The organism is Micromonospora sp. WMMD980, assembly GCF_029626035.1.
In the GTDB taxonomy this organism is placed as follows: domain Bacteria; phylum Actinomycetota; class Actinomycetes; order Mycobacteriales; family Micromonosporaceae; genus Micromonospora.
Genome location: NZ_JARUBE010000003.1, coordinates 4,502,974 through 4,526,738 on the forward strand (window position 1 = coordinate 4,502,974; position 23,765 = coordinate 4,526,738).

A 23,765-nucleotide genomic window follows, 5' to 3' on the forward strand; every position below is an offset into this window, starting at 1 on the left:
CTTGCTGACCGGCGCGGGGGTACTGCGCCGCTGCTCTCGCATGTTGCGGGGACGTTAGCAAGAGGTTGCAGAGAATGGAAGGGCTTGCAGAAGTCTACGCAAGACTTTGCCGTTGAGCTAAAGTGCCGCCATGCGCGCTCGACTGTCCGACATCGCCCAACAGGCCGAAGTCAGCGAGGCCACGGTGTCGCGGGTGCTCAACGACCGCCCCGGAGTGGCCCCGGAGACCCGGCAGGCCGTCCTCACCGCCCTCGACGTGCTCGGCTACGAGCGCCCGGCCCGGCTGCGCAAGCGCAGCGCGGGACTGGTCGGCCTGGTCGTGCCCGAGCTGGAGAACCCGATCTTCCCGGCGTTCGCCCAGGTCATCGAGTCGACGCTGGCGCAGAGCGGGTTCACCCCGGTGCTCTGCACGCAGACGCCGGGCGGGGTCACCGAGGACGAGTACGTGGAGATGCTGCTGGACCGCCAGGTCTCCGGCATCGTCTTCGTCTCCGGGCTGCACGCCGACACCGCCGCCAACCACGACCGCTACCGGGCGCTGATCGCCCGGCCACTGCCGATCGTCATGATCAACGGGTTCGCCCCGAACATCGCCGCGCCGTTCGTCTCCTGCGACGACCGGGCGGCGACCGAGCTGGCCGTCGCCCACCTGGTCGCACTCGGCCACCGCCGGATCGGCCTGATCACCGGCCCGGACCGGTTCGTGCCGGTGCAGCGCCGGGTGGCCGGCTTCCGGGCCGCCATGTCCCGGCTCGCCGGCGCCACCGAGACCGAGCTGGACGAGCTGGCCGAGCTGTCGTTGTTCGGCGTGGAGGGCGGCGAGGCGGCCGCCGGCCGGCTCATCGAGCGGGACGTCACGGGCATCGTCTGCGGTTCCGACCTGATGGCGCTCGGCGCGATCCGGGCCGCCCGGCAGCGCGGCCGGTCCGTGTCCGGCGAGCTGTCCGTGGTCGGTTACGACGACTCGCCGCTGATGGCCTTCACCGACCCGCCGCTGACCACCATGCGCCAGCCGGTGACCGCGATGGCGGTCGCCGCGGTGCGGGCCCTGGTCGACGAGATCAACGGCCACGCCGCCCCGCACTCGGAATACCTCTTCCGCCCCGAACTGGTGGTCCGCGGCTCCACCGCCGTCGCCCGCCCCGCCCCCTCGGTCAAGCGCCAGCGCCCCACCCCCGCCTCCCTCGCCGTCCCCGCCTGACCCCCGGCGATCTTGCGCTTTCCGCCCCGGCAAACGGGGTGAATCGCCCGCGACAAGGGCCACAGGTGCAAGATCGCGGGAAGGCGGCGCGCGGGGGGTGTCTCGGGATGCGGGACGGCGGGGCGTGCGCGATCGGGCTGGTCGGCGCGTGATCGCGGTCATTTCTTGCGCAAGTAATGCTTGACTCTTGCAGAGCCCGCGCGGCATTCTGCTCAGACACCCTGCGCCGCCACAGAACGGGAATCGACACCGATGACCTCCGCCCCCACCCCCGCGCCGCTGACCACCGACGACGACTGGTGGCGCTCCGCGGTCGTCTACCAGGTCTACGTCCGCAGCTTCGCCGACGCGAACTCCGACGGCGTCGGTGACCTCCAGGGCATCCGCGGACGCCTGCCCTACCTGCGCGACCTGGGCGTGGACGCGCTCTGGCTGACCCCCTTCTACACCTCGCCGCAGGTCGACGCCGGCTACGACGTGGCCGACTACCGCGACGTGGACCCGCTCTTCGGCGACCTGACCGACTTCGACGAGATGATCACCGATGCGCACGCCCTGGGCCTGCGGATCATCGTCGACCTGGTGCCCAACCACACCTCCAGCGCGCACCAGTGGTTCACCGCGGCGCTCGCCGCCGGCCCGGGCTCGCCGGAACGCGAGCGCTACCTGTTCGCCGACGGCAAGGGCGAGCAGGGCGAGCTGCCCCCCAACGACTGGGAGAGCATCTTCGGCGGCCCCGCCTGGACCCGGGTCGTCGACGGCCAGTGGTACCTGCACCTGTTCGACCCGGCCCAGCCCGACCTGGACTGGCGCCACCCCGAGGTGCGCGCCGAGTTCGAGGACGTCCTGCGGTTCTGGCTGGACCGTGGGGTGGACGGTTTCCGGATCGACGTGGCACACGGGATGATCAAGGCCGAGGGGCTGCCCGACGTCGGCTTCAACTCGATGACCACCGGGCAACGCCAGTCGGAGCTGCTCGGCAAGGGCCGGCTGCCCTACTTCGACCAGGACGAGGTGCACGACATCTACCGCGCCTGGCGGCCGATCCTGGACAGCTACCCCGGCGGTCGAATGGCGGTCGCCGAGGCCTGGGCCGAGACCCCGCAGCGGCTGGCCCGCTACATCGGCCCGGACGAGCTGCACCAGGCGTTCAGCTTCGACTTCCTCGACGCCACCTGGTCGGCCGACTCGTTCCGCAAGGTCATCGACACCGCGCTCGCCGAGTCGACGATCGTCGGCGCGCCGACCACCTGGGTGCTCTCCAACCACGACCGGCAGCGCCACGTCACCCGCTACGGCGACGGCGAGGTCGGCCTGCGCCGCGCCCGGGCCGCCGCGCTACTGATGTTCGCGCTGCCCGGCTGCGCCTACGTCTACCAGGGCGAGGAGCTGGGCCTGCCGGAGGTGCTGGACCTCCCCGACGAGCTACGCCAGGACCCGGCGTTCAAGCGCACCGGCGAGAGCCGCGACGGCTGCCGGGTGCCGATCCCGTGGAGCGGCGAGCTGGCCCCGTACGGCTTCGGGCCGGACGGCAGCGAGCTGAGCTGGCTGCCCGCGCCCGCGACCTGGCGGGCCCTCTCGGTGGCCGCCCAGACCGGCGCGCCCGGCTCGACGCTGGAGCTCTACCGCGCCGCGCTGCGGATCCGCGGCGAGCACCCGGCGTTGGCCGGCCTCGCCGGCATCACCTGGCTGGAGACCGAGCCCGGCGTGCTGGCGTTCCGCCGCGCCGCCGGCGACACCGAGCTGACCTGCGTGGTCAACCTCAGCGGCGCCGACGTGGCGGTGGCCGGCCACGGCCGGCCGCTCGTCGCCAGCGCCGACCTCACCGAGCGGGGCGAGGGACACGTCCTGCCGGTGGACGCAGCCGCGTGGTTCGAACGGCGCTGAGCCGGGTAACCCGCGAACGACCTGGTCGTCCGTTGTGCTCCGCGCCGACGGGCGGCTGGGCTGCCGACCCCTTGTGGTGGGGGGTGAGGTGGTACCGGCCCCCGGGAGTCCGCTCCCGGGGGCCGGTGTCCATCACGGTCGCGCCGGCGCTCCACCGCCCTTGGCGGTGAGCAGCGCGGCGATCCGGGCGAAACCGGCCCGCACCTCGTCGGTGTCCGGCGGGTTCGCCGGTTGCGGCTCCGGCCGACGCTCGGCGGCCAACTCCAGTTCGTCGTCGATGACGTCCTCGAAATCGCCGTAGAGGTCCGCCTGGTCGATCTCGGCGGCCTCGTCCGCGGCGGCGATCTGCGCGGCGGCGATCTCGCCGCGGATCTCCTCCGGGGTGAGCGCCGGCAGCATCGGCTCCACGACCGCCATCAGCTGCTCCTCGGCGACCACCGCCTCGGCCAGCGCCAACGCGTGCGGTCGCTCGTACGGGCCGCAGACCACCGGCTCCCACTCGTCCTCCGCGGCGAGCGGGCCGAACGTGATGATCCACGGCAGGCCCAGCATCGGCGAGTCGTCCGGCAGGTCCAGTGTCACGAGTGCGCCCACCGGCCCATCATTGTCGCTGCGCGCCCGCGTGGGGACGCCAATCCCCCGACTCTCACCGCTCAGGCGACCGCTCTCCACCGCGCGTACCGGCGTCCAGCGCCGCACGGACCAGGGCGAGCGCCCGCTCCGGCGGGACACCGAGGCGACGCGCCTCGGCCGCGTACCCGGCGGCGACCCGGTGCAGCCGGTCGATGGCGTCGTCGCGGCCGGGGGCCACCACCGTGCCGTGCCGGCCCCTCGTCTCCACCAGGCCGGCGGACTCCAACTCGCGGTAGGCCCGGGCCACCGTGTTCACCGCCAGCCCCAGGTCGGCGGAGAGCTGCCGGACCGCGGGCAGCCGGGTGCCCACCGCCAGCCGGCCGTCGCCGATGGCGCTCGCGAGCTGCGCGCGCACCTGCTCGTACGGGGGCACCGCCGACCCGGCGTCGACCCGGACCCACGGGCTCATCCCCCGCCCCCGGGGGTGCCCGGATCGGTCTCCTCGTCGAGCACGTCCGCCTCCACGTCCACCTCCCGTGCCCCCGCCCCACCCTCGGCGAGATCGACCACCCGGCCGTACCGGCTGGTCGCGGCGAGCGCGGCGCCGAAGAGCACCAACTGGTTGAGCAGGTAGAGGTAGAGCAGCAGGCCCACCGCGGTCGCCACCACCGTGTAGGCCGGGTTCCGCTCGGTGCGCACCACGTAGTAACGCCCCACGGTGTTGAGCAGCGTGATCCCGATGGCGACGGTCAGCACCGCCGGGCGCAGCCGCCGCCGGCTCATCCGCAGCCGCGGCACGGCCAGCAGCAGCGCGGCGGCCAGCACGGCGTTGACCAGCACGCTGAGCACCGCGCTGACCGTGGTCAGGCCGACCGAACCGGTGCTGCGCAGCAGGAACCGCAGCAGCGACTCCAACGCGTCGACGGCGGCGACCGAGACGAAGAGCAGCACGAAGACCGCGACCAGCACGCCGAGGTCGACCAGGCGGCGCACGACCAGGTTGCCGGGCTGCTGGTTGAAGCCGTACATCAGCCGCTGCGAGGAGCGGATCGCCTCCACCCACCCGATCCCGGTGAAGACCAGGATGATCAGACCGACCACGCCGACGGTGCTGCTGCTCTCGGCGATCTGCGCCGGGTCGAGGAAGGGCAGGTTCTCCCGCAGGAATTCGGCCGCCGCGCGGCTGACGTCCTCGTTGTCCCGCAGCACCGCGCCGAAGATCCAGTATGCGACCAGCGCGAGCGCGAACACGGCGAAGAAGCCGTAGTAGGCGATGGCGGCGGCGAGCCGACCGGCGAGCAGGTCGGCGTAGAGCGTCCCGGCCTGCCACAGGTGGTCGAAGATCGGCGAGCGACCGCGGGCCGCGTCGATCCGGCGCCCGAGGGCCGCCTCGACCCGGCCGAAGACGTTCACCCCGCCATCCTCGCCGATCGCCGCCCCCGGCGGAGGGGGCCCGGCCGGCCGGGTGCTCAGCGCCGGCCGCCGAGCCGGAAGTCGCGGCGAGGCTGCCACCGGGCCGCCCCGCTGTGCGAGAAGAGCGTGAACGCCTCCACCTCGAACAGCGCGGAGAAGTCGGCGAGGTCCTCGTACGCCTTGTCGAGCACCTCGGGCGGTACGTCCTGGGCCACCGTCACGTGCGGGTGGTAGGGAAAGCGCGCCTCGCGGCGCAGCTCGGGGGCCGAGTTGATGGCGGAGGCCAGCAGCTCGCACTCGCTGATCCCGGCCGCCACCGTCACGAAGACCACCTGGGTGACCGGGCGGAACGTGCCGGTGCCCCGTAGGTGCAGGGTGAACGGCAGGTGCGCGGCGGCCACCCCGGTCAGGTGCTCCTCGACGGCGGGCAGCGCGTGGACCGGGATCTCGGTGGGCCCGAGCAGGGTGACGTGGGCCGGCACGGCCTGCGGGTCACCGGCGGAGACCCGCCGGCGGGTGAGCATCCCGCCCCACGGCTCGGGGATGTCCACCGCGATCCCGATCTGGATCGTGTCCCCGCCGGCCGTCACGTTGTCCGACATCTCTGCGCCGGCCGCTACTCGGACCGCACCGGGGGGAAGAAGCCGACCCGGTCGTAGACGGCACGCAGCGTGCCGGCCGCGACCGCCCGGGCCTTCTCCGCACCCTGCGCGAGCAGCTTGTCCAGCTGGGCCGGGTCGTCCAGGTAGCCGTTGGTGCGCTCCTGGACCGGGTTGACGAACTCCCGCACCACCTCGGCGAGGTCCTTCTTGAGGTCGCCGTAGCCCCGGCCGTCGTACGCGCCGACCAGGTCGTCGATGCCGCGACCGGAGAGCGCGGAGTAGATGGTGAGCAGGTTGGAGACGCCCGGTTTCCCCTCCGCGTCGAAGACGATCTCGCGGCCGGTGTCGGTGACCGCCGAGCGGATCTTCTTGGCCGAACGGGCCGGGTCCTCCAGCAGGTCGATGATGCCGGCCGGCGAGGAGGACGACTTCGACATCTTGGCCGTGGGATCCTGCAGGTCGGTGATCTTGGCGGTGTCCTTCACGATGTGTGGCACCGGCACCGTGAAGGTCGGGCCGAACAGCGAGTTGAACCGTTGGGCCAGGTCACGGGAGAGCTCCAGGTGCTGCCGCTGGTCCTCGCCGACCGGCACCGCGTGCGCCTGGTAGAGCAGGATGTCGGCGGCCTGCAGGATCGGGTAGGTGAACAGGCCGACGCTGGCCCGCTCGCTGCCCTGCTTCTGCGACTTGTCCTTGAACTGGGTCATCCGGCCGGCCTCGCCGAAGCCGGTGATGCAGCCGAGCACCCAGGCCAGCTGCGGGTGCTCGGGCACCTGCGACTGGACGAAGAGGGTGCTGCGCTCCGGGTCGATGCCCAGCGCGAAGAGCTGCGCGGCCGCCACCCGGCTGCGCCGCTTCAGCACCGCCGGGTCGTGGCCCGCGGTGATCGCGTGCAGGTCCACCACGCAGTAGAACGCGTCGTGGCTGTCCTGCAGGGCCACCCAGTGCCGCAGCGCGCCCAGGTAGTTGCCGAGATGGAACGAGTCGGCCGTCGGCTGGATGCCGGAGAAGACGCGCGGGCGGACGGGTACGTCGGACATGGCGGTGATTCTGTCAGCAAGCCCCGGGATCCGTCATGACGGGCCGGCGGGTCGGGCCGGTACGGGTGGTGGCGGGCCGCTGACCTCGCGCCGGGGTTCGGGCAGGCGACGGGTGGAGACCGCCAGGCGGGACACCCGCCGGCCGTCGAGCGCCAGCACCCGCAGCAGCCAGCCCTCCGGATCGGTGGCGCCCGATCCGTCCACCGCGTCGACGGCCACCGGCACCTCGTCACCGGCCACCGGCAGGCGGCCCAGCGCGGCCATCACGTACCCGCCGACCGTCTCGTACGGGCCGGCGGGCAGGGGGACACCCGTGCGTTCGGCGAAGTCGGTCAGGTTGAGCCGGCCGTCGACCACGGCGGGCAGCCCGTCGGCGACCGGGTCGGGTGGGCCGCCGCCCTCGTCGTGGATCTCCCCGACCAACTCCTCGACCAGGTCCTCGCAGGTGACGATGCCGGCGGTGCCGCCGTACTCGTCGACGACCACGGCCAGGTGGTGCCCCTCGCGGCGCATCTCGGTGAGTGCCGCGAGCACCCGTTTGCTGCCCGGCAGCCGCTTGACCTCGCGGGTCAGGTCCCCGACCGTGACCGGACCGGCCGGCTCCGGGCGCAGCAGCACGTCCCGCAGGTGCACCAGGCCGACCACGTCGTCGTGGGTGCCGTCCACCACCGGGTATCGGGTGTGCGGCTCGACCCGCACCAGGCGCTGCGCCTCGGCCACGGGCAGGGCGGCGGGGAGGAAGACCACCTCGGTGCGGGGCACCATCACCTCGCGGACCAGCCGTGCGCCGGCCGCCAGCACCTCGTCGATGATCCGACGCTCGTCCGCGTCGAGCAGCGTGTTGGCGGCCACCAGGTCGCGCAGCTCGGACTCGCTGATCCGTTCCCGCCCGGCGGTGGGGCTCGCCCCGAGCAGTCCGGTCACCAGGCGGGTGGCGCCGTCGGCGGCGCGCACCACGACCCGGGCCACGGCCCGGGCCAGCGGGCGGGGTTCGCGCCGGGGTTGCCCCGACGGTCGCCGCCGGAGCCCGGGACCACCCGCTTCCCGCATGAGAAGCATGGTAGACAGCGCCCGCCGGAGGCCTGACCCGATGTGCGGATCTGTTCAATCCTGATGGTTCGTGGTGGAATAGCGCGGGGCTCACTCGACAGCGGCGGCACAGCCCCCGGCCGTAGGGTGATCACGAACGGCCGACGCGGACGCGGGCCAGGCAGGAGGACCGACGTGAAACTGCTCGTCACCGGCGGCGCCGGCTACATCGGCAGCGTGGTGACCCGGATGCTGCTCGACCACGGCCACCGGGTGACCGTGCTGGACGACCTGCGGACCGGCCACCGCGAGGCGCTCGCCCCCGACGCCACCCACGTCGACCTGCCGGTGTACGAGGCGGCCCGGGTGCTCACCCCCGACGCCGGGTTCGACGGCGTGCTGCACTTCGCCGCCCTGATCGCCGCCGGCGAGTCGATGACCCGCCCCGAGCTCTACTGGCACACCAACACCGTCGGCTCGCTCGCCCTCATCGACGCGGTCCGCGCCGCCCGGGTGCCGCGGATGGTCTTCTCCTCCACCGCCGCCGTCTACGGCAACCCCACCGAGCTGCCCATCCCGGAGACCGCAGTCAAGGCCCCCACCAGCACCTACGGTGCGACGAAGCTGGCCGTCGACATGGCGCTCACCTCCGAGGCGATCGCGCACGAGCTGGGCGCGGTCTCGCTGCGCTACTTCAACGTCGCGGGCGCCTACCGGCACGGCGGCGGGACCATCGGCGAGCGGCACGACCCGGAGACGCACCTCATCCCGATCGCGCTCGACGTGGCCGCCGGCCAGCGCGAGAAGCTCCAGCTCTTCGGCGACGACTACCCCACCGCCGACGGCACCTGCGTGCGCGACTACATCCACGTCGAGGACCTGGCCCGCGCCCACCTGCTCGCGCTCGACGCGGCCACCGGAGGCCGGCACCGGATCTACAACCTGGGCAACGGCAACGGCTTCACCAACCGCCAGGTGGTCGACGTGGTCCGCGAGGTCACCGGCCACCCGGTGCCGGTCGAGGTGGCGCCCCGCCGCGAGGGCGACCCGGCCGAGCTGGTCGCGTCGTCCGCGCTGGCCCGCGACGAGTTGGGCTGGGCGCCGGCGAAGCCGACCCTGCACGACATGGTCGGCGACGCCTGGGCGTTCTACCGCGAACACGTCGCGGGTCGTCGCGCATGAGCGGCGACGTCGCGGACCGCGCCACCGAGGGCTTCCGGCAGCGGTACGACGCCGAGCCGGCCGGCCGCTGGGCGGCTCCCGGACGGGTCAACCTGATCGGCGAGCACACCGACTACAACGACGGCTTCGTGCTGCCCTTCGCGCTCCCCCTACGTACCGTCGTCGCCGCGACGCCCGGCCCGCACGGACGCTGGACGGTCTGGTCGGAGCTGGACGACGAGCCTGTCGAGTTCGGGGCCGCGGAAGCCGACGAACCCGGCCGGGTCGACGGCTGGGCCGCCTACGTGGCCGGCGTGGTGTGGGCGCTGCGCGCCGCCGGCCTCGACGTCCCCGGCGCGCGACTCGCGATCGCCTCCGACGTGCCGGTCGGCTCCGGGCTCTCCTCGTCCGCCGCCATCGAGTCGGCCGTGCTGGCCGCCCTGGTCGACCTCGGCGGGCTCGACCTGCCCACCGACCGGTGGCCCCGGCTCGCCCAACGCGCCGAGAACGACTACGTCGGCGCGCCGACCGGGATCATGGACCAGTCCGCGGTCGTCCGGGCCGAGGAGGGGCACGCGCTCTTCCTCGACTGCCGCACCGAGGAGATCGAGCAGATCCCGTTCGACCTGGACGCCGCCGGGCTGGCCGTGCTGGTCGTCGACTCGCGCGCGCCGCACCGACACGCCGACGGCGAGTACGCCGCCCGGCGCGAGAGCTGCGAACGGGCCGCCGCGACGCTCGGGGTGACCGCCCTGCGCGACGTGCCCACCGCCGACCTCGACGCGGCGCTGGCCCGCCTCGACGACGACGAGACCCGCCGCCGGGTCCGGCACGTGGTCACCGAGAACCAGCGGGTGCTCGACACCGTCGCGCTGCTGCGCGCCGGGCGGGCCCGCGACATCGGCCCGCTGCTGACCGCCTCGCACGCCTCGATGCGTGACGACTTCGAAATCACCGTGCCGGAGGTCGACACCGCGGTCGAGGCGGCGCTGGCCGCCGGCGCGCACGGTGCGCGGATGACCGGCGGCGGCTTCGGCGGCTGCGTCCTCGCCCTGGTCGACGCCGCCGACGCCGACGCGGTGGCCGACGCCGTGACCGCCGCGTACGCCGAGCGCGGCTTCGCCGCCCCCGGCACCCTCACGGTGCTCCCCGCCCCCGGCGTCACCCCCGTGTAAGGAGGGGCCCCTTCTTAACGCCTGGCGTCAAGAAGGGGCCCCCTCTCACACAGCGGCTCAGCCGGCCTCGACGATCATGCCGGCGCCCACCGTACGGTTGGTGGACTCGTCGATGATCACGAAGCCGCCCGTGGTGCGGTTGCGGCGGTACTCGTCGGCGAGCAGCGGCACGGTGGTCCGCAGCCGAACCCGGCCGATCTCGTTGAGCTTCAGCTCGCCGGCCGACTCGTCCCGGTGCAGCGAGTTGATGTCCAGCCGGTAGTGCAGCTCGCGCACGATCGCCCGCGCCGACCGGGTGGTGTGCTTGATCGCGTACTTGCCGCCCACCTGGAGCGGCCGGCTCTCGTCCATCCAGCAGACCATCGCCTCGATGTCCTGCGCGACCATCGGGGCGTTGTTCGGCCGGCAGATCATGTCGCCCCGGGAGATGTCGATCTCGTCGGTCAGCCGGACCGTCACCGACATCGGCGGGAACGCCTCGTCCACCGGCCCGTCGGCGGTCTCCACCGCGGCGATCCGGCTGGTGAAGCCGGACGGCAGCACCATCACCTCGTCACCCGGCTTGAGCACGCCCGAGGCCACCTGGCCCGCGTAGCCCCGGTAGTCGGTGACGGTGGTGGACTGCGGCCGGATCACGTACTGCACCGGGAAGCGGACGTCGACCAGGTTCCGGTCCGAGGCGATGTGCACCCGCTCCAGGTGGTGCAGCAGCGAGGGGCCCGCGTACCACGGCATGTTCTCCGAGCGGGAGACGATGTTGTCGCCCTTCAGCGCGGAGACCGGCACCACGGTCAGGTCCGGCACGTCGAGCTTCGCGGCGAACGCGGTGAACTCGTCGGCGATCCGCTCGAAGACCTCCTGCGACCAGTCGACCAGGTCCATCTTGTTGACGCACAGCACCAGGTGCGGCACCCGCAGCAGCGAGCACAGGAACGCGTGCCGGCGGGACTGCTCGACCAGGCCCTTGCGCGCGTCCACCAGGATCAGCGCCAGGTCGGCGGTGGACGCCCCGGTGACCATGTTCCGGGTGTACTGGATGTGCCCCGGGGTGTCGGCGATGATGAACTTCCGCCGCGGCGTGGCGAAGTAGCGGTATGCCACGTCGATGGTGATGCCCTGCTCCCGCTCGGCCCGCAGGCCGTCGGTGAGCAGCGCCAGGTTGGTGTATTCGTCGCCGCGCGCCGCGCTGACCGCCTCGACCGCGGCCAACTGGTCGCTGAAGAGCGACTTGGTGTCGTAGAGCAGCCGGCCGATCAGCGTCGACTTGCCGTCGTCGACGCTGCCGGCGGTGGCGAAGCGCAGCAGGTCCATCGGCCGGACGGCGGTCTCGCCGTCGGCCGGGGCCAGGGTGTCGACACTCATCAGAAGTAGCCCTCCCGCTTGCGGTCCTCCATGGCGGCCTCGCTGACCCGGTCGTCGCCGCGGGTCGCGCCGCGCTCGGTGATCCGGGTGGCGGCCACCTCCTCGATCACCTTCTCCACCGTGTCGGCGTCCGAGCGGACCGCCGCGGTGCAGGAGGCGTCACCCACGGTGCGGTAGCGCACCTGGGTCTTGAACGGCTGCTCGCCGGCGCGGGCCCGGAAGAACTCGTTGACCGCGTAGAACATGCCGTCGCGCTCGATCACCTCGCGCTCGTGCGCGAAGTAGATCGACGGCAGCGGGATCCGTTCCCGGGCGATGTAGTGCCAGACGTCCAGCTCGGTCCAGTTGGACAGCGGGAACACCCGGATCGACTCGCCCGGGTGGTGCCGGCCGTTGTAGAGCGACCACAGCTCCGGGCGCTGGTTCTTCGGGTCCCACTGGCCGAACTCGTCGCGGAAGCTGAACACGCGCTCCTTGGCCCGAGCCTTCTCCTCGTCCCGCCGGGCGCCACCGAAGAGCGCGTCGAAGCGGTGCTTCTCCACCGCGTCGAGCAGCACCGGTGTCTGGATCCGGTTGCGCATGCCGTCCGCCGACTCACGAACCATGCCCCGGTTCAGCGCCTCCGGGACGCTCGCCACGATGAGCTGCAGGCCCAGCTCGGCCACCCGCTGGTCGCGGTAGTCGAGCACCTCGGGGAAGTTGTGCCCGGTGTCCACATGCATCACCGGGAACGGGACGTTGGCCGGCGCGAACGCCTTCTGCGCCAACCGGAGCATCACGATCGAGTCCTTGCCGCCGGAGAAGAGCAGCACCGGCCGCTCCATCTCGGCGACGACCTCGCGCATCACGAAGATGCTCTCCGCCTCGAGCGCGTCGAGGTGCGACACCTGGTAAGCGGCGGGGGACGTCATGACACGAACTCGATTTGCTCGGATCCGCACATCGGATTCCAGACCTTTCCGGTCGGACTCGTGAAGAAGAACGCTCAGGTTACCCGGAGTGCCGCTGCAACGCTGCAAGCAACCGACTCGCGAGATCCTTGCGGCAGACCAGCAGATCCGGTAGACGCGGGTCGGCCTCGTTGTATTCCAGCGCAGAACCGTCGATCCGGGAAGCGTGCAATCCGGTGGCCGTCGCCACAGCCACCGGAGCGGCCGAATCCCACTCGTACTGCCCGCCCGCGTGGATGTACGCGTCGACCTCACCGGTCACCACGGCGGCGATCTTCGCGCCCGCCGAGCCCATCGGAACCAGATGAGCGCCGACGTCCGCCGCCAGATCGGTCAGGAAAACCGGCGGACGGCTACGACTCGCCGCCAACCGGATGGTCCGCGACCCACCCGCCGTGGCCGCCTCCACCCGCATCGGCGGGTAGGCCGGCGGGTAGTCCGTGCCCAGCACCCGGTGCTGCGCCGGCAGGCCCACCGCACCCGCCACCAGGCCGTGCGGCGTGGGCGCGTGCCGCGACCAGAGCGCCACGTGCACCGCCCAGTCGGCGCGCCCCTCCTCGGCGTACTCCCTGGTGCCGTCCAGCGGGTCGACGATCCACACCCGGTCCGCGGTCAGCCGGGGCATCGCCTCGCTGCTCACCTCGGCGGTCCAGGCCAGGCGCGCGCCCTCGTCCTCCTCCGACAGCACCGCGTCCGCCGGACGCCACCGCGCCAGCTCGGTCCGGATCAGGTCGTGCGAGACCTTGTCCCCGGCCGACCGCAACGCGCCGGCGTCCGCGAAGCCCATCTCCGCGCGCAGGTCCGTCAACGCCTGCCCGGCCCGCGACGCCAGCCAGCGGGCGAACGCGCCGTCAATCATCGGAGGACTGCCCATCGTGTTACCGCTCCCGTCGCCCGCCTTCGCTCACGTCGAAAGGCGCAGACTACCGGCAGGCGCCGGGTCCGCCGGTCACGCCCCGTGGTACAGGTTCTGCGTCGGCTCCACACCCTTGGTGACCACCGACTCCACCACGTCCGCCGCGCGGTCGACCAGGAACTCCAGCTCCTTGCGCTCCGCCGCGGAGAAATCCGAGAGTACGAAGTCAGCCGGGTCCTGCCGGCCCGGCGGGCGTCCCACGCCGAACCGCACCCGCGCGTAGTCCTTCGTGCCGAGCGACTTCGACATCGACCGCAGGCCGTTGTGCCCGCCCTCGCCACCGCCGCACTTCACCCGCACCTGCCCGTACGGGATGTCCAGCTCGTCGTGCACCGCGATCACCCGCGCCGGCGGGATCTTGTGGAACTGGGCCAGCCCCGCCACCGGACCCCCCGAGAGGTTCATGTAGGTGAGCGGCTTCAGCAGCACCAGCTTCGGACCGCCGAATCCCAGCCGTCCCTCGGCCGCCTCGGCGACCGCCCGCTTGTGGCGACCGAACTTCGCGCCCATTCGCGCGGCCAACAGGTCGGCCACCATGAAGCCGACGTTGTGCCGGTTGTTCGCGTACTCCCGACCGGGGTTGCCCAGGCCGACCACCAGCCACGGCCCCGCCTCGTCCGTCACCTGAGACACCCCTTCCCGCTCACTTCCCCGACGATCCGCCCCGATACGCCGACAGGCGCCCCCGGAACACCGGGGACGCCTGTCGCACAGCCTGCGGACCGATCAGGCCTCGGTCTTCTCCTCGGCCGGAGCCTCGCCCTCGGCGGCCGGGGCGCCCTCCGGAGCCTCGGCGGTCTCCTCGCCGGCCTCGGCCTCGGCCTCCTCGGTGGCCTCCTCGACCTCGGGGAGGGTGGCCTCGAGCTGCTCGGCGGTCGGGGCGGCGGTCACCGAGGCGACCGGCAGCTCCGCGTCCGCGGCCAGCTCGACGCCGGACGGCAGCTCGACGTCGCCGGCGGTGATCGTGGTGCCCGGCTCGGCCCCCTCGATCGACGCCTCCAGGTGGTCCGGCACCTTGGTCGCGTCCGCGGTCACCGACAGCGTGTCGTGGTCGTGCACGATCAGGGTGTCCTTCGCGGCCTCACCGGTCAGCTGCACCGGGACCTCGACGGTGACCTTCTCGCCGCGGCGGACCAGCAGCAGGTCGACGTGCTCGAAGCTGTCCTTGATCGGGTCACGCTGGATCGCCTTCGGCAGCGCCAGCACCTGGGTGCCGTCGCTGACCTCGATCGCGAAGAGCTGGTTCGCGCCACCCTTGCGGATCGCGGCGGCGAACTCCCGCGCCGGCAGCGCGATGTGCTTGGGCTTCTCGCCGTGGCCGTACAGCACGGCGGGCACCTTGCCGGCCCGGCGGGTACGACGGGCACCACCCTTGCCGAACTCGGTACGGGGCTCGGCGCTGATCTTTACCTCGGACACGGGGAAACTCCTGATGCTTCGCTGCGGCGGCTTGTCGTCTGGCGGTGCTGGGCGAGGGGCTCGCTGGGGCTCAAGGTCATGAACGACCGCCCGGAGCACCGCGTCGATGACGGCGCCTCCGTGCGGTGCTATTCAGCAGCCCGCCGGGCACCCTCGCCGTGGCAACCGCACCAGTCTACCCGAGCGAATTCCCGGCTCTCCGGCAGTCCCCATATCACCGCTCCGGCCGGTCCGCAGGGCAACGGCGCGGCCGCCGGACGACGCCGACGGCCGCGCCCCACGATCAGCTCAGGCCACCGAAGAGGGTGGTCACCGAGCCGTCGTCGAAGACCTCGCGGATCGCCCGGGCCAGCAGCGGCGCGATCGACAGCACGGTCAGCTTGTCGAGCTGCTTCTCCGGCGGCAGCGGCAGCGTGTTCGTCACCACGACCTCGCTGATCGGGCTGTTCTTCAACCGCTCCGTCGCCGGGTCCGACAGCAGCGCGTGGGTCGACGCGACCACGATCTCCGCCGCGCCCGACTCCTTCAGGATGTCGGCCGCCTTGCTGATCGTGCCACCGGTGTCGATCATGTCGTCGACGATCAGGCACACCCGGCCCTCGACCTCACCGACCACCCGGTTCGCCACCACCTGGTTCGGCTTCATCGGGTCCCGGGTCTTGTGGATGAACGCCAGCGGGCAACCGCCCAGCCGGTCCGTCCACCGCTCGGCCACCCGCACCCGGCCCGAGTCGGGGGCCACCACCGTCATCGGGCGGCCCGCGTACTTGTGCTCGACGTACTCGGCCAGGATGTCCATCGCGAACAGGTGATCCACCGGGCCGTCGAAGAAGCCCTGGATCTGCGCGGTGTGCAGGTCGACGGTGAGGATCCGGTTCGCGCCCGCGGTCTTCAGCAGGTCGGCCACCAGCCGCGCCGAGATCGGCTCCCGCCCGCGGTGCTTCTTGTCCTGCCGGGAGTAGGGGTAGAACGGCAGGACCACGGTGATCCGCTTGGCCGAACCGCGCTTCAGCGCGTCCACCATGATCAGGGTCTCCATGACCCAGGTGTTCACCCCGTGCGTCACGGACTGCACCACGAAGGCGTCCGAACCACGCACCGAGTCCTTGAACCGTACGAAGATCTCACCGTTGGCGAAGTCGTAGGCGTCGGCGGGCGTCGGCGCGACGCCGAGCACCTCACCGATCTCCTTGGCCAGCTCCGGAAAACCCCTTCCGGAGAAGAGCATCAGGCTCTTGCGGTTCTCGGCGACGATGCTGCCCATGGGCCCGTCTGCTCCCGTGTGTCGGTGGTGCCCGGCGGCGGTGGGGCCGGGGACTGTTCGGTTGCAGTATCCCCCGGGTTCACCGGTCCACCCATGGCCCGGCAGCCCCCGTGGATTCAGTCACCTTCGCTTGCGGACCCGCCCGACTCCGACGCACCCTCGACGGCCCGTCGCGCCGCCTCCGCGGCCGCCGTCCCGGCCCGCTTGCGCAGCACCCAGCCCTCCACGTTGCGCTGCTGACCCCGGGCCACCGCCATCGCGCCGGCCGGCACGTCCGCGATGATCACCGAACCGGCCGCGGTGTACGCGCCGTCGCCCACCCGCACCGGCGCCACGAACATGTTGTCCGCCCCGGTGCGCGCGTGGCTGCCGATGGTGGTGTGGTGCTTGCGCACCCCGTCGTAGTTGACGAAGACGGAGGCGGCGCCGATGTTGCTGTGGTCGCCGATCGTCGCGTCACCCACGTACGACAGGTGCGGCACCTTCGAGCCCTCACCGATCGACGCCTTCTTGGTCTCCACGAACGTGCCGACCTTCGCCCTGCGGGCCAGCCGCGACTCCGGCCGCAGGTAGGCGTACGGGCCGACGCTGGCCTGCGGGCCCACCTCGGCGCCCACCGCGTGGCTGCGCACCACGCTCGCGCCCTCGCCCACGGCGGTGTCGACGAGCGTGGTGTCCGGGCCGACGAGTGCGCCCGCACCGACCGTCGTGCCGCCCTGCAACTGGGTGTTCTGGTCGATGACGGCGTCCCGCTCCACGGTCACCGTCACGTCGATCCAGGTGGTGTGCGGGTCGAGGATGCTCACGCCGGTGCGCATCCAGCTCTCGTTGACCCGGTCGCGCAGCAGCCGGCGCAGCCCGGCCAGTTCCACCCGGTCGTTGCAGCCGAGCGTCTCCACGTGGTCGGCCGCGACGTGCACCGCGACCGGCTCGCCCGCGTCCCGCAGCAGGGCGAAGACATCGGTCAGGTATTCCTCGCCCTGGTCGTTGTCGGTGGAGAGCTTGCCCAGCGCCTCGCGCAGCCGGGCCAGGTCGAACGCGTAGATGCCGGCGTTGATCTCCCGCAGCGCGCGCTGCTGTGACGTGGCGTCACGCTCCTCGACGATCTGCTCCAACTGCCCCTGCACGTCGCGCACGATCCGGCCCAGGCCGGTCGGCTCCGGCACCTCGGCGGCCAGCACGGTCGCCGCCGCGGCGGCACCCTCGTGCGCCTCGACCAGGGCCGCGACCGTCTCCGGCCGCAGCAGCGGCACATCACCGTTGATCACCACGACCGTGCCGGCGGCGTCCGGCACGGCGTCCAGCGCGATGCGGACCGCGTGCCCGGTGCCGAGCTGCCGCTCCTGGAGGACCGGCGTGGCCGCCGGGGCGACCTCGGTCAGGTGGGCGCGCACCTGGTCGGCGCCGTGGCCGACCACCACCACGGTGCGGTCCGCGGCCAGCGGCTCGGCGGCGACCAGGACGTGACCGAGCAGGGTGCGACCGAGCAGCGGGTGCAGCACCTTGGGCAGGGACGACTTCATCCGCTTGCCCTCACCGGCGGCGAGCACGACAACGGTGCGGAGGTGGGGCTGGGACACGAGTGGCTCCCGTCGGGACGGCGACAGTCTCGCGGTCATGCTAACCAGACCGGCGGGTAGGTTTCCGGGTACCCCAAGAAGGGTGCCTATACCTGGAAATTGCTCGGCCGCCAGGATTCGAACCTGAAACACAAGAACCAAAATCTTGGGTGTTGCCAGTTACACCACGGCCGAAGGGAACCCTGACAGCTTAGCGGGTCTCGCTCCCGCGGGGAGACCTCGGTCGAGGGGCCTCGTCACCCCGGCGGGTCTCCCTCGACGGCCCTACGGATCCGGCGATCACACCCTCCACACGCCAATAGAGCCGGTGACTACGAGGAACGGCAATCACCAGGCAGCCCTGGTAGTCCTCACCGTTGTTGCGCCGCACAGTTGCCGGATTGTGGTGTTTGAGCGTCGCTCGCGTGAACCGGTCCGACGGGAGCCGATGCCCAGCCGGGCCTGGCTCTGTGCGACGGAAAGCTGGTTCTCGACACGCAGCCGGCGCGCCTCGGCGGCAAGGGGATCGACCACCACATGAAATTGGAACGGGCGTACGACAGATCGTGGACCGGTCGGCCCGCGCGCACCGGGCCTGGCAGGATGGGGCGGGTGACCGATGTACCCGGCAGCGACCGCGCTCGCCGGCGGGCCGTCCCGGCAGCCAAGCCCTCCCGGGTCCGGATGTCCGCGACGCAGCGACGCGAGCAGTTGATCTCGATCGCTCGGCAGATCTTCGCCGAGCGCGGGTTCGACGCCACCTCGATCGAGGAGATCGCGGCCCGGGCCAAGGTCTCCAAGCCGGTGGTCTACGAGCACTTCGGCGGCAAGGAGGGGCTCTACGCGGTGGTGGTGGACCGGGAGGTCCGCTCCCTGCTGGACCGGATCACCACGGCGTTGACCGCCGGTCACCCGCGGGAGTTGCTGGAGCAGGCCGCGCTGACGTTGCTGACCTACATCGAGGAGGAGACCAGCGGGTTCCGGGTGCTGGTCCGTGAGTCGCCGTTGATGTCGGCGACGGGCAACTTCAGCAGCGTGATGAACGACGTGGCGCACCAGGTCGAGCACATCCTCGGCGCGGAGTTCTCCAGCCGGGGCTACGACCCGAAGCTGGCGGAACTCTATTCGCAGGCGCTGGTGGGCATGGTGGCGCTGACCGGGCGCTGGTGGCTGGAGGTGCGCCGACCGCGCAAGGAGACGGTGGCGTCGCACCTGGTGAACCTGGCCTGGAACGGACTGTCGCACCTGGAGTCGAAGCCGGGCCCGATCAGCGGTTAGGGCCCTCGGCGACCGGGTGGTGCCGGCGGCGGCGCTCCTCATCCGCGTGCTCGGGCGGCCCGACCTTGTCGTAGAGGCCGGTGGCGAGCAGGATCAGCCCGAACAGCATCGACACGATGACGGTGGACATCGAGAAGTTCAGGAAGTTCGCCGAGGTCTGCAGCACCGACATCATCAGGATGCCGGTGACCAGGAAGACCGCGCCGGCGGTGAGGTTCATGTAGTGCCCGAGGTTGTCGCGCCGGGACGCACCGAGCATGAGAACCGCGCCGAAGACCACCGAGACCAGCGAGAAGGCCAGGTTGGTGCGCAGCCCGAGGGCCGAGTTCGCGCTCCGGCCGAACAGGCCGTCGCCCCAGGTCTCGAAGACACCCCAGACGCCGAAGGCCAGGATGTAGAGACCGATGAGCCCGGACAGCACCCGGTAGAGCGGACGCGCGGGGTGGTTCACCGGGAAGTGCGCCATGGTGCCCTCCAGTCGTCTGACTGATTCGGGGCAATTGTCGCCTGAGTCGCCCGCCTCCGTCCTGGAAAACGCCGACGGCCCGGCGCTACGCGCCGGGCCGTCGGGGCGAACCGGATCAGAGCACCAGGCGGGCCTTCTGCCAGGCCTCGTGCTCGTCGTCGGTGCCGACCTTGCCGTACATGCCGACCACCAGGAGCACCAGCGACAGGGTGAGGACCACGACCACCGTCATGATCGAGAAGTTGAGCAGGTTGGCGTCCGTCTGGAGGAACGCCAGCGCGGCCAGGCCGACGACCATCAGGGCGTAGGCGATCCACTGGTTGATCACGACATCCAGGTTGCGGCCGATCGCGGCGCCGACCAGGATCACCACGCCGATCAGCACGGACAGGAGCGAGAAGCCCATGTTGGTGCCCTGGCCGAGGGCCTTGGTGTCGTCCTGGGCGAAGAAGTCGCCGCCGGCGGCGGCGATGACACCGAGCCCACCGAAGACGACGAAGTAAAGACCGACCAGCCCGCCGATCGCCCGGAAGATCGGCCGCGCGGGGTGGTTGACGGGGGTGTGGGCCATCTCTGCGTCTCCAAGACCGTTCGGATGAGGGTTCCACCGCAGATTGTCCCGTACGCCGGTCAGTGACGCCGCACACCCCCACTCCTCAGCCGCCGGGCAACTCCTCGGCCAGCGCCAGCCAGGTCTCCTCGGTGCGGTCCCGCTCGGCCCGCACCTCCTTGAGCTGGGCGTCCAGCTCGGCGACCCGGGCGTAGTCGGTGGCGTTCGCGGCGAGCTGCTCGTGCAGGCCCGCTTCCTTCTGCTCAAGCTTCGCGATCTGCCGTTCCAGCCGGTTGAGCTCCTTCTTCGCGGTGCGCACCTCGGCGGCGGACATGCCGTCTCGGGCCGGGGCGGCCGAGCCCGACGTGAGGTCCGCGGGCGCCGGACCGCCGGCCGCGGCGGCGCGCGCCAGGTATTCGTCGACGCCGCCGGGCAGGTGCACCAGCCGGCCGTCGCCGAACATCCCGTACGCGACGTCGGTGACCCGCTCGATCAGGTAGCGGTCGTGGCTGGCCACCACGATGGTGCCGGGCCAGGAGTCGAGTAGGTCCTCCAACGCGGCGAGGGTGTCGGTGTCCAGGTCGTTGGTGGGCTCGTCGAGCAGGAGCACGTTGGGCTCGCCGGCGAGCAGCCGCAGCATCTGCAGCCGGCGACGCTCGCCGCCGGACAGGTCGCTCACCGGGGTCCAGAGCCGCCGGTCGTCGAAGCCGAAGATCTCGGCGAGCTGGGAAGCGCTGATCTCCCGATCGCCGAACTGCACCCGGCGGGCCACCTCCTCGACGGCCTCCAGGACGCGTAGATGCCCGGGGAGTTCGGCCAGCTCCTGGGAGAGGAACGCCGGCCGCACGGTCTGCCCGGCGGCGAAACGCCCACCGTCGGCCCGGGTCACGCCGGCGAGCAACCGCAGCAGGGTGGTCTTGCCGGCGCCGTTGCGGCCGAGGATCGCCACCCGGTCGCCGGGCCCGACCTGCCAGGTCGTGTCGCGCAGGATCTCCTTCGGGCCGGCGTGCAGGGTGACGTGCTCCAGGTCGTACACCTGCTTGCCGAGCCGGGCGGTGGCCAGCCGTTGCAGCGACATGGTGTCGCGCGGTTCCGGCACGTCGGCGATGAGCGCGTTGGCCGCGTCGATACGGAACTTGGGCTTGGAGGTCCGCGCCGGCGGGCCCCGCCGCAGCCAGGCGATCTCCTTGCGGAGCAGGTTCTGCCGGCGGGCCTCGGTGGCCGCGGCGAGGCGCTGGCGCTCGATGCGGGCGAGTGTCCAGGCGGCGAAACCGCCCTCGTAGGCCCGGACGGTCTGGTCGGCCACCTCCCAGGTGGTGGTGCAGACCGCGTCGAGGAACCACCGGTCGTGGGTCACCACGACGAGCGCGCCCTTGCGAGTGACCAGGTGCCGGGCCAGCCAGTCGACGCCGCCGACGTCGAGGTGGTTGGTGGGCTCGTCGAGCACCAGCAGGTCGGCGTCGCGGACCAGCAGGGCGGCGAGCGCGACCCGGCGGCGTTCCCCACCGGACATCGGGCCGATCGGGGTGTCGAGGCCGAGGTGGGGCATGCCCAGGCCGTCGAGGATGGCCCGGACACCGGCGTCGCCGGCCCACTCGTGCTCGGCGCCCATGCTCTGGTCGAGCCACGCGGTGCCGAGCACCACGTCGCGCACGGTCAGGTCGCCGGCCAGGTCCAGGCGCTGCGGCAGCCAGGCCACGCGCAGGTCGCGACGATGGGTCACCCGGCCGTCGTCGGGCTCCTCGGTGCGGGTCAGCATCCGCAGCAACGTCGACTTGCCGGCGCCGTTCAGGCCGACCACACCGACCCGGTCGGCGTCGTCGAGGCCGAGCGACACGTCGGTGAGCAGCGGCCCGGCGGCGCCGTACCCCTTGGACACCCGGTCCAGGTTGACGATGTTGGCCACAGACCCACCCTTCATGACTCAGGCGCCCCGGGGGCCGGGACGCCTGAGTCAAGGGTACGGGTCCTCAGACGATGCGGGCGCCGTGCACCGGACCGTGCGCGACCCGGGCCTCCCGGCACACCTCGGCGGCGGTCAGCTCGTCGGCGATCCGCCCGGCGTCGGCGGCGTCGGCGGCGAGGAACACGCAGGTGGGCCCGGAACCGGAGACGATGCCGGCGAGCGCGCCGGCGGCCTCGCCGGCCTTCAGCGTGCCGGCCAGCGCCGGCCGCATGGTCAGCGCGGCGTCCTGGAGGTCGTTGCCGAGCGTGGCCGCGAGCACCCGCGGGTTCCGCTGGCGCAGCGCGCCGAGCAGCGCGTCGGTGCTGCCCAGCGGCGTGCCGGCGGCCCCGGTGTCGCGCAGCCGGTCCAGCTCGCGGTAGGCGGCCGGGGTGGAGAGGCCACCGTCGGCGATGGCCACCACCCAGTGCCAGGAGGTGGGTCGGGCCAGCACCGGGCTGACCGCCTCGCCCCGGCCGGTGCCCAGCGCGGTGCCGCCGTGGATCAGGAACGGCACGTCGGAGCCGAGGTCGGCGGCGATGCCGGCCAGTTCGTCGCGGGACAGGCCGGTGCCCCAGAGCGCGTCGCAGGCCACCAGCGCGGCGGCCGCGTCGGCGCTGCCGCCGGCCAGCCCGCCGGCGAGCGGGATGTGCTTGCGCAGGTGCAGCCGGGCGTGCGGGGCGACACCGGCATAGCCGGCGAGGGCGTGCGCGGCGCGCAGCACCAGGTTGGTGTCGTCGAGGGCCAGCTCACCGGCGCCCTCGCCCTCCATGGTGAGGGCGAGGGTGTCACCACGGCGGGCGGTCAGCTCGTCATAGATGGAGATCGCGTGGTAGACGGTGTTCAGCTCGTGGTAGCCGTCGCGGCGCAGCGGTCCCACCCCGAGGTGCAGGTTGACCTTGGCGGGCACCCGCACCTTGACCGGACCGCTGGCCCCGCGCCGCTGCCCGTCCTCGTCCTCCGGTCGCCAGGCCTCGGTCACCGGGGAAACTCCCGTGGACGCAGGCGGATGTCGAACGGCTTCTGCACGGTCAGCTCCTCGGCGGGGTCGGGCAACGGCGCCAGCCTACTGGGCGGCGGCGGGGCCGTCCGGGGCCGACGCGGCGATGGCGGCGAACTGCTCGACGGTGAGTGACTCGCCCCGTGCGCCCGGGTCCACGCCCGCGGCGGTCAGGGCGGCGGCGGCCCGGTCCGCGCCGCCGGCCCAGCCGGCCAGGGCGGCGCGCAGCGTCTTGCGGCGCTGGGCGAATGCGGCGTCGACCACCGCGAACACGGCCCGCCGGGGTACGTCCGGGAGGGGCGGCTCGCGGCGGGTGAACGCGACCAGCCCGGAGTCGACGTTCGGCACCGGCCAGAACACGTTCGGCGGAACCTTGCCGGCGGCCCGGGCGCGGGCGTACCAGGCGAGCTTGACCGAGGGAATGCCGTACACCTTGGAGCCGGGACCGGCGACGAGCCGGTCGGCGACCTCCTTCTGCACCATCACCAGGCCGTGCCGCAGCGTGGGCAGCTCGGCGAGCAGGTGCAGCACCACCGGCACGGCCACGTTGTAGGGCAGGTTCGCCACCAAAGCGGTCGCCGGCGGGCCGCCCAGATCGGCGGCGGTGACCCGCAGCGCGTCGGCGGGGTGGACGGAGAGCCGGGCGGCGTCCCCGCCGGCGAACCGCGCGGCGGTGTCCGGCAGCGCGGCGGCGAGCGCCGGGTCGAGTTCGACGGCGTGCACGTGCGCGGCGACCGGCAGCAGGGCCAGGGTGAGCGAGCCGAGGCCGGGGCCGACCTCCAGTGCCACGTCGTCCGGGGCGAGCCCGGCGGCGGTGACGATCCGGCGCACGGTGTTCGGGTCGTGCACGAAGTTCTGGCCGAGCTTCTTGGTCGGCGTGACGCCGAGCCGCGCGGCGAGTTCCCGGATCTCCGCCGGGCCGAGAAGTCCGGTCACGCCCCGTAGCGTAAGCGCCCCCGCCTCGGTGAAAGGAGGGGC

The 23,765-nt window shown here is 72.4% G+C and carries 22 protein-coding genes, 1 tRNA gene and 1 pseudogene; 5 read left to right on the forward strand and 19 right to left on the reverse strand.

The genetic code is table 11. The features are described 5' to 3' along the window. Positions 1–130: 130 nt before the first annotated feature. The gene (locus O7618_RS21085; protein ID WP_278107849.1) at positions 131–1,201 is read left to right on the forward strand and encodes a LacI family DNA-binding transcriptional regulator; all 1,071 of its coding nucleotides are present in this window, start codon (positions 131–133) and stop codon (positions 1,199–1,201) included. Positions 1,202–1,453: 252 nt separating this feature from the next. Beyond that, positions 1,454–3,088 (forward strand): glycoside hydrolase family 13 protein, encoded by a 1,635-nt coding sequence (locus O7618_RS21090; protein ID WP_278107850.1) that lies wholly within the window; start codon positions 1,454–1,456, stop codon positions 3,086–3,088. 132 nt (positions 3,089–3,220) lie between these two features. Here the strand turns inward: O7618_RS21090 and O7618_RS21095 are convergent, their stop codons facing one another. From O7618_RS21095 to O7618_RS21120, 6 genes are read right to left on the reverse strand one after another with little or no spacing between them, the layout of a single operon-like run. Next, positions 3,221–3,682, reverse strand: a complete 462-nt coding sequence (locus tag O7618_RS21095) for a hypothetical protein (RefSeq protein WP_278107851.1) — start codon at positions 3,680–3,682, stop codon at positions 3,221–3,223. 52 nt (positions 3,683–3,734) lie between these two features. Continuing rightward, positions 3,735–4,130, reverse strand: a complete 396-nt coding sequence (locus O7618_RS21100; protein ID WP_278107852.1) for a GntR family transcriptional regulator — start codon at positions 4,128–4,130, stop codon at positions 3,735–3,737. Next, entirely contained in the window at positions 4,127–5,074 is a 948-nt protein-coding gene (locus O7618_RS21105) for a YihY/virulence factor BrkB family protein (RefSeq protein ID WP_278107853.1), read from the reverse strand. The genes O7618_RS21100 and O7618_RS21105 overlap by 4 nt, the downstream gene beginning before the upstream one ends. Before the next feature lie 56 nt (positions 5,075–5,130). After that, positions 5,131–5,676, reverse strand: a complete 546-nt coding sequence (locus tag O7618_RS21110) for a 2'-5' RNA ligase family protein (protein ID WP_278107854.1) — start codon at positions 5,674–5,676, stop codon at positions 5,131–5,133. Between the two features lie 14 nt (positions 5,677–5,690). After that, a complete protein-coding gene (trpS, locus tag O7618_RS21115; protein ID WP_278107855.1) occupies positions 5,691–6,716 on the reverse strand; it encodes a tryptophan--tRNA ligase in 1,026 nt (341 codons plus the stop codon). Positions 6,717–6,749: 33 nt separating this feature from the next. Continuing rightward, the gene (locus tag O7618_RS21120; RefSeq protein WP_278107857.1) at positions 6,750–7,766 is read right to left on the reverse strand and encodes a hemolysin family protein; all 1,017 of its coding nucleotides are present in this window, start codon (positions 7,764–7,766) and stop codon (positions 6,750–6,752) included. A gap of 174 nt (positions 7,767–7,940) precedes the next feature. Here O7618_RS21120 and galE point away from each other — a divergent pair, with 174 nt between their 5' ends. Both galE and galK read left to right on the forward strand, forming a co-directional pair. Next, positions 7,941–8,927, forward strand: a complete 987-nt coding sequence (gene galE / locus O7618_RS21125) for a UDP-glucose 4-epimerase GalE (RefSeq protein WP_278107859.1) — start codon at positions 7,941–7,943, stop codon at positions 8,925–8,927. Continuing rightward, a complete protein-coding gene (galK, locus tag O7618_RS21130) occupies positions 8,924–10,081 on the forward strand; it encodes a galactokinase (protein WP_278107860.1) in 1,158 nt (385 codons plus the stop codon). The genes galE and galK overlap by 4 nt, the downstream gene beginning before the upstream one ends. A 57-nt stretch (positions 10,082–10,138) precedes the next feature. Here the strand turns inward: galK and cysN are convergent, their stop codons facing one another. The 8 genes and pseudogenes from cysN to O7618_RS21170 all read right to left on the reverse strand — a co-directional run bounded on the left by cysN (position 10,139) and on the right by O7618_RS21170 (position 17,746). Beyond that, positions 10,139–11,443 carry a sulfate adenylyltransferase subunit CysN gene (gene cysN / locus O7618_RS21135; RefSeq protein ID WP_278107861.1) on the reverse strand — a complete coding sequence of 435 codons (1,305 nt, stop codon included), beginning with the start codon at positions 11,441–11,443 and terminating at the stop codon, positions 10,139–10,141. Further along, entirely contained in the window at positions 11,443–12,354 is a 912-nt protein-coding gene (gene cysD / locus O7618_RS21140) for a sulfate adenylyltransferase subunit CysD (RefSeq protein ID WP_278107863.1), read from the reverse strand. Before cysD ends, cysN begins: the two co-directional genes overlap by 1 nt. 79 nt (positions 12,355–12,433) lie before the next feature. Beyond that, positions 12,434–13,267, reverse strand: coding sequence for an inositol monophosphatase family protein (locus tag O7618_RS21145; RefSeq protein WP_278107864.1), 834 nt, complete (start codon positions 13,265–13,267; stop codon positions 12,434–12,436). Between the two features lie 75 nt (positions 13,268–13,342). Continuing rightward, positions 13,343–13,933 carry an aminoacyl-tRNA hydrolase gene (gene pth, locus O7618_RS21150; protein ID WP_278107865.1) on the reverse strand — a complete coding sequence of 197 codons (591 nt, stop codon included), beginning with the start codon at positions 13,931–13,933 and terminating at the stop codon, positions 13,343–13,345. Positions 13,934–14,035: 102 nt separating this feature from the next. Further along, the gene (locus O7618_RS21155; protein WP_278107866.1) at positions 14,036–14,728 is read right to left on the reverse strand and encodes a 50S ribosomal protein L25/general stress protein Ctc; all 693 of its coding nucleotides are present in this window, start codon (positions 14,726–14,728) and stop codon (positions 14,036–14,038) included. A 283-nt stretch (positions 14,729–15,011) separates the two neighbouring features. Then, entirely contained in the window at positions 15,012–15,992 is a 981-nt protein-coding gene (locus O7618_RS21160; RefSeq protein ID WP_269693872.1) for a ribose-phosphate diphosphokinase, read from the reverse strand. 56 nt (positions 15,993–16,048) lie between these two features. Continuing rightward, positions 16,049–17,611: pseudogene (gene glmU, locus O7618_RS21165) on the reverse strand (bifunctional UDP-N-acetylglucosamine diphosphorylase/glucosamine-1-phosphate N-acetyltransferase GlmU); the annotation flags it as partial. Between the two features lie 63 nt (positions 17,612–17,674). Then, positions 17,675–17,746, reverse strand: a tRNA-Gln gene (locus O7618_RS21170). A gap of 417 nt (positions 17,747–18,163) precedes the next feature. Between O7618_RS21170 and O7618_RS21175 the strand changes: the two genes are divergently transcribed. Then, positions 18,164–18,829, forward strand: a complete 666-nt coding sequence (locus O7618_RS21175) for a TetR/AcrR family transcriptional regulator (RefSeq protein WP_278107868.1) — start codon at positions 18,164–18,166, stop codon at positions 18,827–18,829. Here O7618_RS21175 and O7618_RS21180 read toward each other — a convergent pair. The 5 genes from O7618_RS21180 to rsmA form a co-directional block, all read right to left on the reverse strand. Next, entirely contained in the window at positions 18,819–19,295 is a 477-nt protein-coding gene (locus O7618_RS21180) for a DUF4383 domain-containing protein (RefSeq protein ID WP_278107869.1), read from the reverse strand. The genes O7618_RS21175 and O7618_RS21180 overlap by 11 nt on opposite strands. 115 nt (positions 19,296–19,410) lie before the next feature. Beyond that, on the reverse strand, positions 19,411–19,866 hold the full coding sequence (locus O7618_RS21185; protein WP_278107870.1) for a DUF4383 domain-containing protein: 456 nt from the start codon (positions 19,864–19,866) through the stop codon (positions 19,411–19,413). Positions 19,867–19,951: 85 nt separating this feature from the next. Continuing rightward, positions 19,952–21,751: an ABC-F family ATP-binding cassette domain-containing protein gene (locus O7618_RS21190; RefSeq protein WP_278107871.1), complete on the reverse strand. Its 1,800-nt coding sequence runs from the start codon at positions 21,749–21,751 to the stop codon at positions 19,952–19,954. Between the two features lie 64 nt (positions 21,752–21,815). Next, positions 21,816–22,769, reverse strand: coding sequence for a 4-(cytidine 5'-diphospho)-2-C-methyl-D-erythritol kinase (locus tag O7618_RS21195; RefSeq protein WP_278107872.1), 954 nt, complete (start codon positions 22,767–22,769; stop codon positions 21,816–21,818). Positions 22,770–22,853: 84 nt separating this feature from the next. Continuing rightward, complete coding sequence (rsmA, locus tag O7618_RS21200; protein WP_278107873.1) at positions 22,854–23,723, reverse strand: 16S rRNA (adenine(1518)-N(6)/adenine(1519)-N(6))-dimethyltransferase RsmA; 870 nt, start codon at positions 23,721–23,723, stop codon at positions 22,854–22,856. Positions 23,724–23,765 lie beyond the last annotated feature (42 nt).

Excerpts from the sequence above, each read along its gene's own strand:
- O7618_RS21110 (WP_278107854.1), bottom strand. The coding sequence starts at position 5,676 with ATGTCGGACAACGTGACGGCCGGCGGGGACACGATCCAGATCGGGATC.
- O7618_RS21100 (WP_278107852.1), bottom strand. The coding sequence starts at position 4,130 with ATGAGCCCGTGGGTCCGGGTCGACGCCGGGTCGGCGGTGCCCCCGTAC.
- trpS (WP_278107855.1), bottom strand. The coding sequence starts at position 6,716 with ATGTCCGACGTACCCGTCCGCCCGCGCGTCTTCTCCGGCATCCAGCCG.
- O7618_RS21185 (WP_278107870.1), bottom strand. The coding sequence starts at position 19,866 with ATGGCCCACACCCCCGTCAACCACCCCGCGCGGCCGATCTTCCGGGCG.
- cysD (WP_278107863.1), bottom strand. The coding sequence starts at position 12,354 with ATGACGTCCCCCGCCGCTTACCAGGTGTCGCACCTCGACGCGCTCGAG.
- O7618_RS21160 (WP_269693872.1), bottom strand. The coding sequence starts at position 15,992 with ATGGGCAGCATCGTCGCCGAGAACCGCAAGAGCCTGATGCTCTTCTCC.
- O7618_RS21090 (WP_278107850.1), top strand. The coding sequence starts at position 1,454 with ATGACCTCCGCCCCCACCCCCGCGCCGCTGACCACCGACGACGACTGG.
- cysN (WP_278107861.1), bottom strand. The coding sequence starts at position 11,443 with ATGAGTGTCGACACCCTGGCCCCGGCCGACGGCGAGACCGCCGTCCGG.
- O7618_RS21120 (WP_278107857.1), bottom strand. The coding sequence starts at position 7,766 with ATGCGGGAAGCGGGTGGTCCCGGGCTCCGGCGGCGACCGTCGGGGCAA.
- O7618_RS21085 (WP_278107849.1), top strand. The coding sequence starts at position 131 with ATGCGCGCTCGACTGTCCGACATCGCCCAACAGGCCGAAGTCAGCGAG.
- O7618_RS21180 (WP_278107869.1), bottom strand. The coding sequence starts at position 19,295 with ATGGCGCACTTCCCGGTGAACCACCCCGCGCGTCCGCTCTACCGGGTG.
- O7618_RS21145 (WP_278107864.1), bottom strand. The coding sequence starts at position 13,267 with ATGGGCAGTCCTCCGATGATTGACGGCGCGTTCGCCCGCTGGCTGGCG.
- galK (WP_278107860.1), top strand. The coding sequence starts at position 8,924 with ATGAGCGGCGACGTCGCGGACCGCGCCACCGAGGGCTTCCGGCAGCGG.